Source organism: Rhodoferax sp. RT4P68 (genome assembly GCF_056521305.1).
In genome coordinates this window covers 106,894-124,673 of record NZ_JBWMBB010000005.1, presented here as the reverse complement: position 1 = coordinate 124,673, position 17,780 = coordinate 106,894, and the positions used below count along the sequence as shown (strand labels likewise).

Below are 17,780 nucleotides of genomic sequence, written 5' to 3'. Positions count from 1 at the left end.
TGACTGCGCTGCCGGGCGCATATCCCGGCACCTCTCCGCGAGAGCGGCAATGCCCTCCGCAGGAGCGCCGAAGTTCTCTGCTAGCCGTGAGGCGTCTGTCCGCAACAGCGGTGCTTCTCTCCGCGAGGGCGGTGCTTGTTTAAAGGTGCGGGGTTTCGCCCCCGCGGACGACCTACTTTTCTTGCTCCGCCAAGAAAAGTAGGCAAAAGAAGGCGGCCCCCGGTCGCCGCGTCCCTCCGCTTCGCTCCGGGCAACCTGCGGTGCGCGCGGCCTGGGCGCATTGCACAACTCGCACCACTCACTGCGTTCGTTCACCTCGAACAGGTGCAATGAGTCAGACAACGAAGCGCATGATGCTCTGCGCCGCCCAGTCCACTGTGCTCCTCGGCGCGTCCACAGGGGGAAAGCCCGGAAACCATGCGGGCCATCGCTGCGCTCGGCCTTGCGCTCGGGCCATCGCGTTGCTCGGCCCTCGTTCGTGCGGGATCTCATAGCACCGCCTCCACCAGTTCCAACGCCGCCGGGTTTAACAGCAACAGCTCCGCTGCCACCATCTCATTGCCCACCGCATCCCACCTCGCCCCAAACGCCACCACCACCTGCACCGCCCCGGTGGTCGGCGCCCCCACCCCGAACGGTTGCAGCACCTCCAGATCCACCGCCACCACCCCCGGCACCTGGTGCAGCAGCGCCACGATCTCCGCCGCCGTGACCGACTGCGCGATCTCCCGCGCGCCGAACCCGTAAGCCGTTTGCATCCGGGCCATGCCCTCGGCCAGCACGACGGACGCCTCATGCACCGGGTCGATCGCTACCCGCACCGTGCAGCGGAACAAACGCAGTGCCGCCGCCTTCAACTCGAACGCCTGGCCCGGGTCCGACTGCGCCGCCATGGCACTGCGCAGGTTCGCCAGCACCTGCGCGCCGGGCTCGCCGCCGGTCGCGCCGGCCACCGAGACCAGCACGCGTGAGGCGCCGCCCACCGCCGCCAGATCGGCCCGCGCCTTGCCAATGCCGGGGAAGGCGCGCGCGTAGTCCTGGTAGTCCGACAGCGCCACCACGCGGTCGAACGCCAGCAGCGTCAACGTCGCATTGCGACGCGCGTCCTCCAACTGGTCGGGCCCCTGCGCGCCACTGGCCGGCAGTGGATTGGTGACGCCACGCAAGCCCAGCGGCATCGCACGCGGCATGGTCAGCGTGCCGGCCGCGACCTCGCCATCGGGGCCGATGCCGGTGCGGTAGCGTGCCTCCACGTTCATCTGCCCGCTCGGCAAGCGCGCGCCGTGGCGGCCATCGCCGAACAGCAGCGTCATGCGCGCTTCGTTGTCGATGCGCGTGGCGAACGCATGCGCGTCGGGCGCGGCGCCATAGAGCGAAGGGCGCTCGGCCCACAACAGACCGTTGACGCGCAGCGCGAGCGTGCTCTGCACCCCGGCGGCGCTGGCAGCGGACAGATGCGTCGTCGGCGGGCGCGCCAGCGTGAACTGCTGGAAGGCGCTGGCCGCGTCCCCACTGCCCAGCACTTCGCGCACGCTCTCGCCATGCGTGGCGGCCACCACGTTGGCATGGATGCGCAGGCCCTCGCGCTGGTAGCTGTAGGCCAGGTCGTCCTGCAGCACCAGCGTGCTGCGCCCGGCGCTGTGCAGCACCTCGTCGACCACCGCGATCTCGGCCGCCTGCACACCGGGCACATCGTGCCGCTCGCCGACGAAGGCCACGGGCTTGCCGCGCACCAGGCCCAGCACCATGGTGGAGAGTTCGACGCGGCGGCTGCCGGCCTCCACCGGCGCATCGATCGGCAGCTCCACCAGCGGCTGGCGCCGGCTGGCCACATGGGCCGTGGTGTCGCGGAACTTGAAGTCCTGCGTCGGCGTGCTGGCCAGCGGCTGGCCGGTGGCGGTCGCCAGCCGCAGCGCCAGGGCGCGGCCCGACATGCCGTAGTCGGCGCGCGCCGTTTCGCGCGCGTCGAACAGGGCATAGGTGGTGGCCGCCACGCTGGGCGAATCGAACACCATCCAGCTGCCCGGCGCCAGGCGCGGCACGGGCCGCTCCAGCAGCGCGTGGCAGGGTGGGTGGCGCGTGCTGTCCAGGTGGTCGCGGCCCTGCGAGTCTTCCCAGATGCTGCGGGTACTCGTCAGGCCCGCGTCGGCCGGGTCGGTCGAGGCGCCGTCGCCGATGTCCCAACCGTTCGGGTAGGGGTTGCCGCGCAGGTTCTCGGCCGGCAGCGAATCCCACTTCGGCGCGTTGTGGCCGAAGAACCCCAGCCGCGCGCCGAAGGTGAAAGCGCCCGCTTCGGTCGCCACCGGCCGCGCGGCGCTCTGTACGCTGGCGGTGACGGCCTGCACCAGCTGCAGGCTGCTCCAGCCCTGCAGGGCGATCATCGATTGCAGCTCGGTCTCTTGCCAGCTTTGCTGGGTGATGGTGTTGTGCAGGTTGCTGCTGGTGAACGCCACGGCCTGGACCTGTGCCTGGCCGAAGAAGCTGGCGGTCATCGTCAGCATCGGCACGGCCCATCCGATCACCGGCGGCGCGGCGGGTTGGGTCGGATCGGGCAGCGGCTCGAGTTCGACCAGCACGCGGCGCAGCGCGGGCTCTTCGGTCACGCTGCGGGCGCGCAGCACCAGGTGTTGCAACGTGTTTTCCTTCTTGCCCACGAACAGCAGCAGCTCGCCCGGCTGCAGGCCGTTGGCCTGGTCGCTGAGGTAGACGCGCGCCACCTCCACCGCGTCCACGTCGGGCTCCGCCGGCAGGTACGGGTCGAGCCGGTACAGGTCGCCCGGCGACAGCGCGGGGTGCAGCCCATCGGTGGTGGCTGGCAGGCTGCCGGCGGGGTAGAGCAGCGCCAGCCGCTGCTTACCGTCGACGGTGACGAACGCCAGGTCGGCGGGCCGCGTGAGGCGCGGGCGCAGCGCGTTCCATTCGGCGCGGGCCAGCAGTTCGCTTGTCGTCTCGAACACCTGGGGCAGCTTGTCTTGCGGCGGCACGCTCTGCACCGGCGCCTGGGCGGCGATGGTGCAGACGCCGGGTGCGCCGGGCGCGTCTTCCACGGTGTAGACCAGGTGCACGCTGGCGGCCACGCCGGGCCGCAGCTCGTAGCCCACGGCGCGTGCCAGCTCCAGCACCGACCGGCGCTCGGTCGCGGTGCGCAGGAAGCCTTCGTTGGCGATGCGCTCCTGGTAGAAGCTCAGCACGTCGGCCACGCACGCGGCGGCATCGACCAGCGCGATGGCCGGGTCGTCGGGCTCGCGTGTGGTGAGGGTGGCGAGGGGCCGGGGGGCGTTGGCGGCCGAGCCGGGTGTGCGCCACAGCGGCAGGTTGGAGAGCATGCGGGCGTGGAAGCCCGGGTGCGTGTCGATGCGCCAGGCGATGGACGCGAGGCCGGGGTCGTTGTGGATGGGGTCGCGCGGTTGCTGCGGTTCGCAGCAGTGGCAGCCGTCGAGGGTGTCGTCACTCATGAGAGCCTCCTTTCGGCTGGTGTAGCCGTGGCCGCAACCGCAACCGCAACCGCAACCGCGTGGGCCGAGCGCAGCAAAGGCCCGAGTCGTTGGCCGAGCGCAGCGATGGCCCGCACGTCCCCGTGCCCGCTTTCCCCCCTGTGCCCACGCCGAGGAGCGCAGGGCCATGGGTGGCGCGGAGCATCGCGCGCTTCGTGAACTGACTCATTGCACCTGTTCGAGGTGAACGAACGAAGTGAGTGGTGCGAGTTGTGCAATGCACCCATGGCACGAGCACCGCAGGTTGCCCGTAGCGAAGCGGAGGGACGTGGAAACCGGGGGTCGCCTTCTCTTTGGTTACTTTCTCTTGGCGAAGCAAGAGAAAGTGACTGCGCTGCCGGGCGCACATCCCGGCACCTCTCCGCGAGAGCGGCAATGCCCTCCGCAGGAGCGCCGAAGTTCTCTGCTAGCCGCGAGGCGCCTTGCCGCTTGCGCGGGGCACATTTCCGCTGGCGCGGTGCTTGTTTGAAGGTGCGGGGTTTCGCCCCCGCGGACGACCTACTTTTCTTGCTCCGCCAAGAAAAGTAGGCAAAAGAAGGCGGCCCCCGGTCGCCGCGTCCCTCCGCTGCGCTCCGGGCAACCTGCGGTGCGCGCGGCCTGGGCGCATTGCACAACTCGCACCACTCACTGCGTTCGTTCACCTCGAACAGGTGCAATGAGTCAGTCAACGAAGCGCATGATGCTCTGCGCCGCCCAGTCCACTGTGCTCCTCGGCGCGTCCACAGGGGGAAAGCCGGGGACCATGCGGGCCATCGCTGCGCTCGGCCCTGGCGCTCGGTCCATCGCGTTGCTCGGCCTTGGGGGCCTTGGGGGCCTTGGGGGCGTGGGGCGCCTCTCATGACACCACTCCCGCCGCATGCACTTCAAACTCGATCCGCCCCATCTCCGGCGCATTCGGGTCGCTGTCCAAGCGCGCTATCTCCAGCCGCGCCATCGCAATCCGCCCCGCGTCGATCTCGCCGGCCGCCGCGCGCCTCAACCGCTGAAAACGCAACGGCTCCACATGCGACACGCCCGGCACCGCCATCGCCGCCGCGACCACGGCACTCAGGTACACCGGGTCGCCGAAGCTGAACCGATCCGGGTGAAAGAAGCCGCCCTGCGCCGTCGTGAACACGCGCAGCAAACGCCGCTGCACATCGGCTGCGAAGTACCCCGGCTTCGCGCACACGTGCAGCGCGATGTCCAGCGCCACATAGGCCGGCGCGTCGATCTCCACGTCGTGCCCGGCCATCCGGTAGCGGTCGATGAAGGCCGTGATGCTGTCCTCGAAGGCCGGGTCCACCGCCGCGCCACCACGCCGGTCCACGGTGATGAACATCGTGTGCCAGCTGCCCGTCCAGCGCCGCGTGGCCACGGCGCGCTGCACGCGGGCGTCGCGCATCGTCACCTCGGCGTAGTCGGCCGCCGTCACCGCGCGCTCCTGCCGGCGAAAGGCCTGCGGTGCGTCCATGCGGGCGCGGGCCAGCGGCTCGGGGTCGGCACCGCCCGTGGCCGGCAAGGGGTTGCGCACCCGCAGCACGCCGTCGAAGCCGCACAGCACATGGGCGATCGCCTCGGCCCCCACATTGCCGGCACGGCCGTTGCCGTCCCGCGTGCGCAGCGACAGGGCCTCGCCCGCGCCGGGTCGCCGGCCGTTCACGCCATCGCCGAAGCGCAGCACGATGCGGCCGTCGCTGCCGGTCTCCACCACGCAGTCGGCCGCGTCGGCACTGCTGCCCAGCATGTCGCGCCGCACCTGCCAGCGCCGCGCATCGCCATCGCTTTGCACCAGCAGCGCGGCGCGCATGCTGGCCGGCTCGCCGGCCTGGCGACGCAGTGCGCTCGCGGCGCTGCTGGAAGGGTCCAGCAGCACAGTCTCGCCCGCGCCGTTGCGCAGCAGCGCCTGGCGTGTCAGCGGCAGCACGGCCGGCTGGGCCGGCCGCAGGCGCGGCACGCGGCCGCCGGGTACCGGCACCAGCGGCACCTCGCGCAGCGCACTGGCGCCGTGGTCGGCCAGCGCGATGTTGGCGCAGGCGCCCGCCATGTCCGGCACCAGCACGCCGCCGATCACCTTGGACAGGCACAGGTCGAACGTCAACGCGTCGTCCGCATGCCAGTGCACCTCGACCAAGGGCTCCTGCGTGACCGGGTCCAGCCGCGGCGCAGGCGAGGGCGCGCGGTTGGCATCGGCGGCAGGGTCCACCCGCGTGAGCCGCACCACCTGGCGCTGCAGCGGGTCGGCGTCCTGCGGCAGACCGGTGGTGGTGTCGGCGCGCGATTCCAAGAGCAGCAGGTCGCCCGCGCGCAGGCGCAGCCGGTTGGCCACGTTGTCGCGCAGAAACGCGCGCGTGGCACCGCGCGGCAGGCAGCAGGCCTCGTCGCTCCAGGTGTAGAGCTGCAGGTCGTTGTGCGCGCTGTAGAGCGTGAGCGGGCTCAGCAACTCGAAGGGCTGCGCGCCGGCCGCCACCATCGCTTGCGCGCTGTCCGGCGAGCCCAGGCGCGTGGGCGTGCCCGGGCTGCGCGTGAGCAGCAGCGTGCCGTCCAGGCCGGTGTCGGGGTCGCACCCGGCAAGGCCCAGGCCATCCGCCGAAGGGTCGATCTCGAACGCGACCCAGGCCCGCGCATTGCAGCCTTCGTCCAGCGTGTAGTCGAGCAGCCGCGCGTGCCGTGCGACCGATGCCCGTTGCCGTGCCGTGCCGAGGTAGGCCTCGGTGGCGACCGCGTCCTGGTAGTAGGCGATCTCATCGGCGCGGTAGGCCAGCGCTTCGCTGAGCGTGACCAGCAGGTCGGCCGGGCTGCGCTCCTTCCAGTCGGGCATCTGCACCGAGAGCCGGTCCAGCACCAGCCGCCGAAAGCTCGCGTAGTCGCGCGCCAGGTAGTCGATGTCGGGCGTGGTCTCGGGTGCTGGTTCGCATTCGATGTCGGCACGGCAGTCGAAGTCGCTCGGGCAGTCGACCTTGAAGCTGAACGCGATCTGCGCCAGCGCGGGGTCGATGCCGTCGGGTGGTGCGTCCGAACCCGCAGACGCCACCAGCCGCAAGGTGTAGCGCGAGAAGTCGCCGATGCTGTCCAGGTCCAGCGTGAGTGTGTTGCCGACGGCGGTCACGCCGACCACCTGCGGATCGCGCACGCGCACGCCGCCGCGTATCTCGATGTGTGCGGCGGTAAGCGGCGCAGGTGGCGCGTCGGCGGTGTCATGCACGAGGATGAGCCGCAGCTGCGGCTGGCCGTGGATGACTTCCAGCGCGTCGATGCCGTTGAACCAGCGGGGTGGTGTTTCGAGCGCGGCGGCGCGGACGGCGGCGATGCGGCGCGGGTTGCTGCAGAGGTATTGGGCGGTGGTCATGGGATCCTCCTTGCTGGCGCAGGCCGAACGCAGCGAACCCGTAACCCCCAGGCCGAGCGAAGCAACGGCCCGAGCGCCAGGCCGAGCGCAGCGATGGCTCGCACGTCCCCGATCCCGCTCCCACCCCTGTGCCCACGCCGAGGAGCGCAGTGCCATGGGTGGCGCGGAGCATCGCGCGCTTCGTTGACATGCTTATTGCACTTTGTTTGAGCTGAACGAACGCAGTGAGTGGTGCGAGTTGTGCAATGCACCCATGGCAGGAGCACCGCAGGTTGCCCGGAGCGCAGCGGAGGGACGTGGGGACCGGGGTCGCCCTTTCTTTGGTTACTTTCTTTCGGCGAAGCGAAAGAAAGTGACTGCGCTGCCGGGCGCATATCCCGGCACCTCTCCGCGAGAGCGGCGTCTACTCCCGCGAGAGCGGTGCTGCCCTCCGCAGGAGTGCCGAAGTTCTCCGCGAGAGCGGCGTCTTCTCTCCGCTGGCGCGGTGCTTGTTCCAAGGTGCGGGGTTTCGCCCCCGCGGACGACCTACTTTTCTTGCTCCGCCAAGAAAAGTAGGCAAAAGAAGGCGGCCCCCGGTCGCCGCGTCCCTCCGCTTCGCTCCGGGCAACCTGCGGTGCGCGCGGCCTGGGCGCATTGCACAACTCGCACCACTCACTGCGTTCGTTCACCTCGAACAGGTGCAATGAGTCAGACAACGAAGCGCATGATGCTCTGCGCCGCCCAGTCCACTGTGCTCCTCGGCGCGTCCACAGGGGGAAAGCCCGGAAACCATGCGGGCCATCGCTGCGCTCGGCCTTGCGCTCGTGCCATCGCTGCGCTCGGCCCTGGGGCTCTGGCCGTTGCGCTCGGCCCTGGGGCTCTGGCCGTTGCGCTCGGCCGTGGGGCTCTGGCCGTTGCGCTCGGGCATCTGGCCCGGGCCGGTGCGCTCGGCCTGACAGTCGCTGGCTCATACGGCCCCCCTCCTGAACTCCGCCACCCCACCCTCACCCGTCTCCAACACCGTGTAAATCACCACCACCGTCAGCGTCGCGTCCTCACTCTGCGCACGCACCTCCTCGATCCGCAGCAGATGCCCCAGCCACTGCTGCAGCGACCCATGCACCAGCGCCTGCACCGTGGCCGCCAGCTCCGGGCTGTTCGGCGCGAACACCAGCTGCATCAGACCGCAGCCGAACTCCGGCCGGTTCACGCGCTCGCCCGGTACGGTGAACAGCAGTTGCTCGATCAGGTTGCGCAGATGCGCATGGCGTGCGGACATCGCGCTGCGGCCGCGGCCGTCCACGCGCAGGGGAAAGGCAAGGTTGGAGTCCATAGGTCATCCCTCCTACATGCCGATCACACGGGTCTGCGCCATCACCGCCACCAGTGGCGTGCCGGTGGGCGCGCAAATCGCCTGGCTGCTCATCAACAACACCGGCTGGCCCGCGGCGAACACGCGCGTGGCCGCGACGATCCATTGCGCCGTCACACACGGCCCGTTGCCCTGCGGTGGCGAGAACGCACAGCCCGCCACCAGATACGGCGCGGCCTGCGTGGCCACCGGCTGGCCCGAGACCAGCACGCGCGGCACCGGCGCGCTCGGCATGGCCTGCCCGCCGTGGGCACAGAGCACGGTGGCGCCGAGGTGGAGCAGGGGGCCGCTCATGGCATGGTTCCTACACGACCGTCAACGCACCAGCGTTGATCGTGACGGTGGGCCCCAGCATCGTCAGCGACGCGCCCTTGCCGTTCTGGATGTAGATGCCCGTGTCGTTCACGATCAGCGTCGCACCGGTCGCGCTCTTGAGCATGATCCCGCCCGTGGGCCCGGGCAGGTCGCTGATGGTCAGGCCGTTCTGCAGCGGCGTCTGCAAGGTGATGGCCTGCATCACCGGCGGTGTGAGGCGGGCCAGCGCCGGCACCTCGGCCGCGCTGCCCCAGAAGCAGCCGACCCAGATCGGGTGGTCCGCATCGCCCTGCTCGTACTCGATCCACACACCCGAGCCGATCATCGGCAGCGCGAACATGCCGTTCTGGATGCCGGCCACCGGCACACACGGCATGGCCCAGGTGCCGGGCATCAGGCCAGTCACGTCGGGCACCTGCACCATCAGCCGGCCCATCTGCATCGGGTCGATGTTGCTCATCACCAGGCCGCGGTACTTGCCGTAGAACTTTTCGCTCACAGGGTCTCCTCGTGTGTCATACCGGCACCTTGGGCGTGATTGACACCAGGCCGTTGCGCGTCAGCTCGAAGCTCTGCTTGAACTCGCCGCGCTTGAGGTTGCTGGTCACGCTGCTCACGTAGTACAGCCCGTCGTACGCCACGCCCACGCCGCGCACGCCCACCAGGCCGCGCGCCTTCAACAGCCGGCCGTAGCGCAGCACGTTCAGGCTGCCGCTGCCGGTCACCGCGTCCTGCGATTTGGCGGCTCGGGCCAGCCCTGCGGAGATCGCGCGCATCGGGCTCATCTTGGCCGTGTCCGTCATGAAATCGATGTTGGACAGGGGCGTGGGCAATGCGCCCAGCGGCGGCTGCAGCGGGTTCAGGTTGGGGATCGGAATCGGGATCGGAAAGCGCGTCAGCTGGTTCTGGATGAACACCACCGGCAGCACGCCGGCCTCGGGGTCGAAGCTGAAGCTCAGGTTCTCGACATTGGTCAGCGCGTCCATGTCCACGTTCAGCGCGGGCTGCGGAATGCCGACCTTGATCTCGGGGCCGAAGTACGCGATGTTGGTGCCCGGCGCCGGCCCCGGCTCCACGTAGAACACATAGCCCACCTGGCGCGCCAGCTCCTGGATGTAGGCCAGGTCCGTTCCCTTTTGCGACGGGATCTTGTCGATCGGAATCTGCACGTCGGGGAACAGCACCGGGATGACCATCGGGATCAGCCCGAACGGCGCGTACTTGGCGCACAGCAGCGCCACGCGCGCTTCCACCGGCACGGCTGGAAAGGGCAGGCCGCTCCAGTCGATCTTGTCCATGGCCTTGGTGACGTCCTCGCCGGTCACCGTCAGGCTGCCGGGGCTGCCCTGGCCGCCGGGCTGCACCTGCACGCGGGTCATGACGCCGTCGAACAGCGGCTGCGCCTGGCCGTTCATGGTTAGCACCAGCATCACGCGCAGCGCGGGCGTGACGGGCGTGGCGTTGACGCCTGCCAACAGGAAGATGGTGTTCAGCTCCGAGCGCGCGGTGATCGAGAACTTCAACTGAAAGCCGCTGGCCGCGCCGGCCGCCGTGCGCACCTCCACGCTCTCCAGCGCCTCCAGCACCACGCGCGGCACCGGGATCGGCACGATCGGGCCGATCAACAGGGTCAGCTGGATGCCTTTGGCGAACATGTCAGGCTCCGTGGCCCGCAGTGGGGGCCGGCACGCCCTCGGGCAGCGTGATGCGCAGCCTGGTGCCGGGCTCGGCCGTCAGCGCCTCGGGCTGCATCGCACCGTTCGCGTCGGCCATGCGCCACCACTGCGTGGCCAGGCCCAGGTGACGCGCGGCCAGGTGGTCGGGCCGCTCGCCGGCGGCCACGGTGGCGGTGGCCAGCAGCGCGAAGTTCTCTGGTGGTGGCAAGAAGCGCCTCGTCACGAACACCACCGTGCGGCCATCGGGCAACGTGGTCTGCGCCGTCGGCAGGCCGTGGTAGCGGCTGTCTGGCGGGAAGCTGGCGGGCGCCAGGCCATTGGCCTGCATGAAGGCTTGTAGCGGGTCGATCATGGAAGGACTCCGGTGAGGCGGTGCATGTCAAACCCCCGAGATGCCGAGCGTGGAGAACGAGACCGGCTGCACCTTGGCCGCCAGCTGCTCCTTGCCCTGCAGATAGGCCATGAACAGCGCCCCACCCTTGGACGAAAACCCCAGGTCGTCCACCGTCAGCACGCGCAGGCTGAACGAGAGCTTGGCGCGGATCGGGTTCAGCGACGGGTCGAAGGCTTCCTCGGTGATCGAGAAATCGGCCAGCTTCACCGGGATCACCCGGCTCTTGCCCCAGATGAACAGCAGCAGCGGCGCCAGCATCGGCGCGATCTCCAGCGTGCCGGTGCTGGCCTGGCTGTCCACCCGCTGCAGTTGCGCCGCGCTGGGGTGCAACAGTGATTCCAGCACCGCCAGCGGCGGTGCGATGCCGTGGGCCGTGGCGTTGGCGTTCTGATCGGGGAATTCCAACTGGTCGGTGGCGTCCAGCTCGGCATCGAAGCTGATGGTCTCCACCGCCGGGCCCTTGAAGCGCGTGGGCTCGGCGCGGTTGGCGCCACCCTCGGCGCCGGCCTCTTGCGACTGCAGCTTGCGCGTCAGCGTCTCGGCGTTGTATTGCAGCGAGATCACGCGCTGCACCTGCGCCGTCTCGGGGTCGATCAGCACCAGGCCGCCCTTGATCAGCTTGGGGGAGAAGGGGGTGGTGGTCATGGGAATACCTTCGTGCTTCGCACTGCGGTGCGAGCCTCTTCGGGCGGCCGGGCGAGGCTCATGGGAAGGCTTCCTCGTCGGCCGTGCCGGCGGTTGATGCGGACGAGGTCGGCAACTGCTTGCCGGATGCGGGCGTGCTGGGGGCGCTGTGGGCGGTGTCGGTGCTCGCCAGCGCGGGCAAGGCGCCGCCGGCCGCCAGCGCGCCCATGCCGCCGTGTGTGCGCGCGTTGGCCAGCACCACGTCGGCGATCGGCTGGCCCAGCCCGGCGGTGGCCAGCAGCGCCACCACCATGCGTTCGAGCTGGGCAGAGGGCGGCAACTTGCGCAAGCTTTTCCAGTCGGGGATGGCCAGCTCCAGCCGCTGGGCGCGGTCCTGCGTGAAACGCCGGCCGACGCTGACCTGCTGGCTGCGCAGCGATTGCTGCAGCGTGGCAAAGCGGGTGTTGAGGGCCAGCAGGCGCTGCTCGGCCGCTGCGTCGGCCTGGGCGAACACGGTCTCGCCGCCCAGGGTCGTCAGCCAGCCCACCATCTGCTGCGACGCGGGCTGGAACAAGCTCCATGGCGTACTGCCGTTGGAGGCGACCGAGGCCACCTCGCTGTGCAGCATCGACAAGCGCTCGGCCGTCTGCGCGATGGCCTCCTGCGCCAGGTCGACCGCCAGCCGCGCGCGGCGCCGGCCCAGCACCGGGCGCACGGTGACGGGGCGCGACAGCTTCTCACTGGGCGTCAGCGCGTCCGTCGCGCCGGGCAGGCTCTGGCCGCCGGCGGCCTGCGGCGCGCGCAACGCGAAGGCGGCCAGGCTGTCGGGGTTGCGCAGTGCCAGGGGTGAGAGGTCGACCCCGTGTTTTCCGACCTTGCCGCCCAGCTGGCCGAACAGCCGCTCGTCCTGGTAGATGTCGACCACGCCGGGCTGGATCATGTGGTGGATGGCCTCGTGTACCAGCATCCGCGCCAGCTTGGTGGCGTAGACGGCGTCGGAGGCCTTTTGCGCCAGCGCCGTCGCGCCGGCATCCGTTTGCATGCGGGGCGCCTGGTTGGGGTCCGTGCTGCCCGCAGTGCCGGTTGCGCGTTGGACGTCGGCCACCGTCGGCGGCGACAGCATCTGTGCGGAGGCAGGATGGCTGGCGCACACCACCACGTGGCCGCGCTCGTAGTAGGCGCCTGCCGTGCCGGCGCAGCCCGGCGTGTTGCCGCCCGCGTCGATGTGGATCTGGCCGCTGCCAGTGGCCGGGTCCCACACCTGGCGGGTGGTGAGGAAGTCGTGCGCGCCCTGCAGCGTGGCGCGTGTGGCGGCCACGGCCTGGGGCGTGGCGCTGCCCTGGCCGAACTGGGCCTCGAACAGCCGGCGCAGCGGCGCCTGCAGCGGCGTGGTCATCGCCGTCAGCGCACGGGACAGCCCGAGGACGGCGCGGGTGCGCGCCTGCTCCAACGCGGCCCGCAACGGGGCCTGGCGGGCGGCCTCGGTGGGCGACAGGGGCAGCTGGCAGGTCGTGCAGCCGGCGCTCGGCGCGGGGGCGTTGGTTGCTGCGCTGCGCGGCTGCGTGGGCGGCACGGCCGTCGGCACGCTGCCGGGTGCGGGCATGCGTTGCAGCCGGCTCGGGGTGCCGCTGCCCTGTTGCACGACGTGCGCCAGCTCGTGCGCCAGCAGGTGGCGGCCGGTGTCGGTGTGTGGCGCGTACTGGCCGGTGGCGAACGCGATGTCCGTGCCCACGGTGTAGGCCTGCGCGTGCACGGCGCGCGCCGACGCGGCGGCACCGGCGTCGGCGTGGATGCGCACGCGGCCGAAGTCGTGGCGGAAGCGCGGCTCCATGAAGGCGCGCGTGTCGGCCGGCAGGGGCGCGCCGCGCCCGGCCAGGGTGGGAGCGAGGGGAGGGGTGAAGGCCGGCCGGCCGGCGCCCTGGCCCGTGCCATGGTGTGCGGCTTCGGCGCGCTGCAGCGACGCGGCCGGCAGCCGCGACAGCGCTGCGGCCGCCGGCTGCGCCTGCAGGCCTCGCAGCACGCGGTCGGCCGCCTGCTCGGCCTCGCGCTCGCAACGGTCGTCCTGCGCGCCGACCGTCAGCCGCGGCTGCAGCCAGGCGATGCGGCCGGCGCGGGTGGCCGCAGAGAAGCCTTGTGCGCGTGCCGACGCGGGTGCCGATGCGGGTGTCGCCAGGGCGAGCGCGATGGTGCTCATGGCGTGCTCGCAGGCGCGGTCTTGTCCAGGTCGAGCCGGTGCACGCGTTCGACCGTGGTCCACAGGTCGCGCGTCATGGCGCCATTGGCAGCGGCGTCTTCGTAGAACACGCGGTAGCTTTCCGGCGTGCCGCCATAGACCAGCAGCGCATCGCGCAGCGCGGCCTTGATGGCGGCCTCCTTGTTGGCCACGGTGATCGGCTTGACCTGCTTGTTGTTGACGATGTAGTGGATGTCGACGGCCGGCTGGGCCGGGCTGTCCTTGGCCTCGGGCTTGGCCGGCCGGGTCTTCTTCAGCAGCGCCACCGCATGGCCGTCGCCGACCCCCGGGAGCACCGCCAGGTAGCCCACCGGCGTGAAGCCGGCGCCGCCCAGCAGCCGCGTGGCATATGTGGCCAGCACGTCGCAGTCGGACTTCAGCCGCATGTTCGCCGGGTCGTCCGGCCCCAATGCACCCAGGTGCCCGGCCAGGTCCGGCGTCACGTCGCCCCGGTCGACGTGGAAGAAGAAGATGTCGGCGATGCGCGCATAGCTCTGCGTCACCTGGTCCGGCGCGTTCGGATACTCGGCCGCCAGGGCCTGGCCGATGTTGCCCGTCTGCGCCTCCAGCCAGGCGCGCAATGTGGTGAAGCGCAGGTTGGCCGGTGCGGTGATCGCGATGCCGTGCTTGGTGCCCAGCGCGACCAGCAGGTCGACGTAGTACTTCTGCTTGTAGGTGTAGACCCAGGGCATGTCGTCGGCCATGGTCAGCTCGCGCGGGTTGCCGGCGGCATCGGCGAACTGCGTCGGGCCGTAGCCGGGTTCCACGAAATACTTGGTCTGCAGCACCTCGAACAGGAACGCCTTGTCGGTCTTCCACAGCCACTCGGACAGCGGCACGCGGCCGGCGGCATGGAACACCAGGATCTCGGCCAGTGCCTCCAGGTAGGCGGGCTCGGCGCGGTACTTGACCAGCGTGGGCTCCAGTGCGGCCAGCAGCCGGTCTTTGCCCAGCAGCTTGGCGTAGTCGCCAGATCGGTCGGTCAGCGCGGCCAGCAGAAGGTGCTCGTCCAGGCTGGCGGCGTTGCCAACGAAGAAGGTGGAAATCACGCCGATCTGCGCCGCGCTGGCGCTGGCGGGCGCCTTCACCACTTGCTCGTAGATGTGCTTCCTGTTCGCAACTGGCAGTTGCGCGGCGATGGTCATGGCCTCGTTGACGAAGCCAGCCGTGGCCAGGTCGATGCCGATCAGGCCGGCGCGTTCCTCGCGCTGGTCGGTGCCGCTGGACGCCAGGATCATGAGCGCCAGCTGGTAGGCGTCGCGAAAGGCAGCCTGCCAGCCCGCGACCTTTTTCTTGTCGGTGGGCTTGGGCAGCAGGCCGAAGCTCTTGTCGTGCGTGATCTCGAAGGCGCGGTCCTGCGCGGTGAAGGCGAAGCTTTTGTCCTTGGGGTCGGTCGAGGGCGCGGGCGTCTTGCCCTGGGCCCAGGTCTCCAGCCGCTGGCGCGCCTCTGCCTCCTGCTTCTTGCGCAAGGCCTCGTCGTCCTCGCGCTGCAGCATGGCCGGGCCGGCGCCCTGCTGCACCACGTGGGCCAGTTCGTGCGCCAGCAGGCGCCGGCCTTCGCCGGTGTGCGGTGCATAGCGGCCGTTGGCGAACGCGATGTCCGCACCCACGGTGTAGGCGTGGGCGCCCACCGCGCGCGCCGATGCCGCCGCGCCGGCATCGGCATGGATGCGCACGCGGCCGAAGTCGTGGCCGAAGCGCGACTGCATGAAGCCGCGCGTGCCGGCGTCCAGCGGCACGCCGCTGCTGGCCAGGGTGGACTGCACGGCGTGCTCGGGCGATGTGGCGATGGCCGGCGTGGCCGTGGGGGCGGCGTCGCCGGCCTCGCGCTGCATCTGCTCGGGTGCGCGGCGCGGGGCCGGTGGTGTCGGGCCGCCGAAGTGCCCGGCCAGCTTGAGCAGGTCCAACTGCAGCGTGAAGCGCACGTCGCGCTGGTTGGCATACAGGTCGGGCAGCGCCGGGGTCTGCGCCATCACGCGCGAGCCATCTTCGCCCATCAGCGGGTAGGGCGAGACGCCGTTGCGAAAGCCGCCCGCCAGCAGCACACCGTCGCCGAAGAGGCCCAGCTGCACCTGCATCGAGGACAGCGCCAGCGGCTTGGCGCCTTTCGTGTCGAGCTTGCCACCGGTGTCGAACTTGAGGCTGGAGACGCGGGTGTTCAGCACGCCTTCGTTGAAGGCGGTCATCAGCTTGGAGGCGTCCAGCCCGACGTCGAAGGCGAAGCGGGTCTGCGCGTTGTCCAGGATGCGGTACTGGAAGGTCTTGACCGGGAACTGCGGCACCAGGCCCGGCAGCAGCGCCAGGTTGAAATCGTCGAAGGATCGGCGCATGGCCGGGTTGACCAATGCCATGCCCCACAGGAAGGCGTAGTTGGCGCCGAGGAAGGCCGGAATGCCGACGCTGACGGGCGCCGGCTGCGCCAGGAACTTGGCGGCCAGCTGCTCGCTGAAGGTGCTGAAGGCCGGGTTGTTCTCACCCAGGTTCTTGCCGACGGTGGCCAGGCCCTCGCCCAGCGGGGTGGGCGGCTCCTTCTTCTTGTCCTCTTCGCCCTCGCGCTGCAGCGGCGGCGCGGCCAGCGGCGTCAGCGTCGGCCGGCCGCGCCCGGCCAGCACGCGGTCGGCGGCCTGGTCGGCCTCTTGCTCGAAACGGTCGCCGGGGGTGCTGACGGCCATGCGGGGCTGCAGGCCCAGCGCCTGCTGGCGCGCGCAGGCCGGGCAAGGGCCGGCCACGCCGGCTGCCGCGCCGCAGCCGCACTTGGGCTGCAGCCAGGCGCTGCCGCGCGCTGCTGCCGGCGTTGCACCGGGCGTGCGCTGCGAAGGGGCGGGCAGGCGGGTCATGGCGCGGCCTTCATCGCTCGTTGGCGCCCTTGGCCGCGCAGGCGCCGGTGAGCGGCGCCCTGGAGTAGGCGGTGTAGTGGCCGTACTGGCGCGCATTGGTGGCCCAGCTGACGGTGGCCAGCAGGCCGGTGCCCCACTTCGATTGCAGGTCGCTCAGTGCCTCGTCGACCTGGCCGCCGACCAGCTCCATGCGACGCACGATGCCCGAGTGCGCCTCGTGGTCCTCGTGGTCATAGAACACCAGGATGTCGTTCGGCTGCGCCATGCACGCGTCGATGGCGTGCCAGCCGTCGTCCTGCAGCACGCGGGGCACGACGCTGCCGAACAGCGAGTACGGGCCACCGGTGGCCGCCGCGCCGCCGAAGGTGTAGCCATGGCACCAGAAGGTCTGGCCGTCGTCGGGGCGCCAGGTCTCGACGGCGGCGCCGGCGTCGGTCTTCGCTTCCAGCAGGCGGCCCTGCGGGCCATCGTCACCCCAGGGGGCGTGGGCGGTGCCGGTGTCGGTGTTCGGGAACCAGGCCATGCGCCGCAACGTGGCCTCGCCGGGCGCGGGGGTGATGGCGGGGCTGGCGTCGACGGGGTGCGGGCCGGCGGCCTGCCCGTCGGCGGGCGCAGTGCTGCCTGCTGCGCCTAGGGGAGGCGCCGCGCCCTGCTGCACCACGTGCGTCAGCTCGTGCGCCAAGAGGTGCAGGCCGGTGCGGCTGACGGTGTCGTACTGGCCGGCGCCGAACACCACGTCGCGCCCCAGCGTGAAGGCGCGCGCGTTCACACGCTCGGCCAGCGCCTGGGCGGCGCTGTCGCGGTGCACGCGCACGCGGCCGAAGTCGTGGCCGAAGCGGGGCTCCAGCAGGCTGCGCACGGCGCCGGGCAGCGGCGTGCCACCGCCGCGCAGGCCGTGGATGCTGTGGGCCAGCGCCGGTGACAAGTCGGGTGTGGCGCCGCCGGCCGGTGCGCGCTGGAGCGTGCCGGTCGCCGTGGGCGCGTCGTCGTCGTCGCGACGCCGGCCTTCGTCCACGCTCCAGGGGCTGCGCGCGTCACGCTGCAGGTGGCCAGGGGCGGCGCGCAGGCCGGGTGCGGCCAGGCGCTGCCCGCTCAGCACGCGGTGGGCCGCGGCATCGGCTTCCTGCTCCAGCCGGTCGCCCCGTGCGCCCAGGCGTAGCAAGGGCGCGCTGGCGGGGCGTTGCGGGGCCGCAGGGGCGGCGTGGGCGAGTTGCCTCATGGCGCGCGCACTCCCCCGGCTCTTGCTGCCAGATGCGAGGCCACGGCGGTGCCCAGCGCGCGGCCCTGCGCGGCGGCGCCGGTGCCGGTGGGCAGCTGCAGCCGCACGGGTGCTGCTGGCCGGCCCTGGGCCAGTGCGCTGGCCATCGACGCCACGTCGGCGGCTGCCGGCAGCCGGCCCTGCAACTGCGCGGCCAGCGCGGTGCGCAAAGCCTCGCCCACGGCGTGCGCGTCGGCGCGGTCGATGCCGCGCAGCACCAGGCGGTCGATGTGCAGGACGAGGGCGGTCATGGCTGCTGCCTGTCTGGCG

The 17,780-nt window shown here is 71.2% G+C and carries 12 protein-coding genes; all 12 read right to left on the bottom strand.

The genetic code is table 11. The features are described 5' to 3' along the window. Positions 1-488: 488 nt before the first annotated feature. Complete coding sequence (locus tag AC099J_RS12500; protein ID WP_479615583.1) at positions 489-3,455, bottom strand: baseplate J/gp47 family protein; 2,967 nt, start codon at positions 3,453-3,455, stop codon at positions 489-491. 874 nt (positions 3,456-4,329) lie between these two features. Then, positions 4,330-6,822 (bottom strand): putative baseplate assembly protein, encoded by a 2,493-nt coding sequence (locus AC099J_RS12495; RefSeq protein WP_479615582.1) that lies wholly within the window; start codon positions 6,820-6,822, stop codon positions 4,330-4,332. Between the two features lie 946 nt (positions 6,823-7,768). After that, a complete protein-coding gene (locus AC099J_RS12490) occupies positions 7,769-8,134 on the bottom strand; it encodes a GPW/gp25 family protein (RefSeq protein WP_479615581.1) in 366 nt (121 codons plus the stop codon). 12 nt (positions 8,135-8,146) lie between these two features. Beyond that, positions 8,147-8,467, bottom strand: a complete 321-nt coding sequence (locus AC099J_RS12485; protein ID WP_479615580.1) for a hypothetical protein — start codon at positions 8,465-8,467, stop codon at positions 8,147-8,149. Positions 8,468-8,477: 10 nt separating this feature from the next. After that, positions 8,478-8,987, bottom strand: a complete 510-nt coding sequence (locus AC099J_RS12480; RefSeq protein WP_479615579.1) for a phage baseplate assembly protein V — start codon at positions 8,985-8,987, stop codon at positions 8,478-8,480. Between the two features lie 16 nt (positions 8,988-9,003). Then, positions 9,004-10,143: a hypothetical protein gene (locus AC099J_RS12475; RefSeq protein ID WP_479615578.1), complete on the bottom strand. Its 1,140-nt coding sequence runs from the start codon at positions 10,141-10,143 to the stop codon at positions 9,004-9,006. 1 nt (position 10,144) lies between these two features. Next, entirely contained in the window at positions 10,145-10,516 is a 372-nt protein-coding gene (locus AC099J_RS12470) for a LysM domain-containing protein (RefSeq protein ID WP_479615577.1), read from the bottom strand. Between the two features lie 27 nt (positions 10,517-10,543). After that, positions 10,544-11,203 carry a CIS tube protein gene (locus AC099J_RS12465; RefSeq protein WP_479615576.1) on the bottom strand — a complete coding sequence of 220 codons (660 nt, stop codon included), beginning with the start codon at positions 11,201-11,203 and terminating at the stop codon, positions 10,544-10,546. A 58-nt stretch (positions 11,204-11,261) separates the two neighbouring features. Continuing rightward, the gene (locus AC099J_RS12460; protein WP_479615575.1) at positions 11,262-13,376 is read right to left on the bottom strand and encodes an eCIS core domain-containing protein; all 2,115 of its coding nucleotides are present in this window, start codon (positions 13,374-13,376) and stop codon (positions 11,262-11,264) included. Beyond that, positions 13,373-16,252, bottom strand: coding sequence for an eCIS core domain-containing protein (locus tag AC099J_RS12455; RefSeq protein ID WP_479615574.1), 2,880 nt, complete (start codon positions 16,250-16,252; stop codon positions 13,373-13,375). The genes AC099J_RS12460 and AC099J_RS12455 overlap by 4 nt, the downstream gene beginning before the upstream one ends. 10 nt (positions 16,253-16,262) lie before the next feature. Beyond that, complete coding sequence (locus AC099J_RS12450; RefSeq protein ID WP_479615573.1) at positions 16,263-17,471, bottom strand: eCIS core domain-containing protein; 1,209 nt, start codon at positions 17,469-17,471, stop codon at positions 16,263-16,265. Then, positions 17,468-17,761 carry a hypothetical protein gene (locus AC099J_RS12445; protein ID WP_479615572.1) on the bottom strand — a complete coding sequence of 98 codons (294 nt, stop codon included), beginning with the start codon at positions 17,759-17,761 and terminating at the stop codon, positions 17,468-17,470. Before AC099J_RS12445 ends, AC099J_RS12450 begins: the two co-directional genes overlap by 4 nt. Positions 17,762-17,780 lie beyond the last annotated feature (19 nt).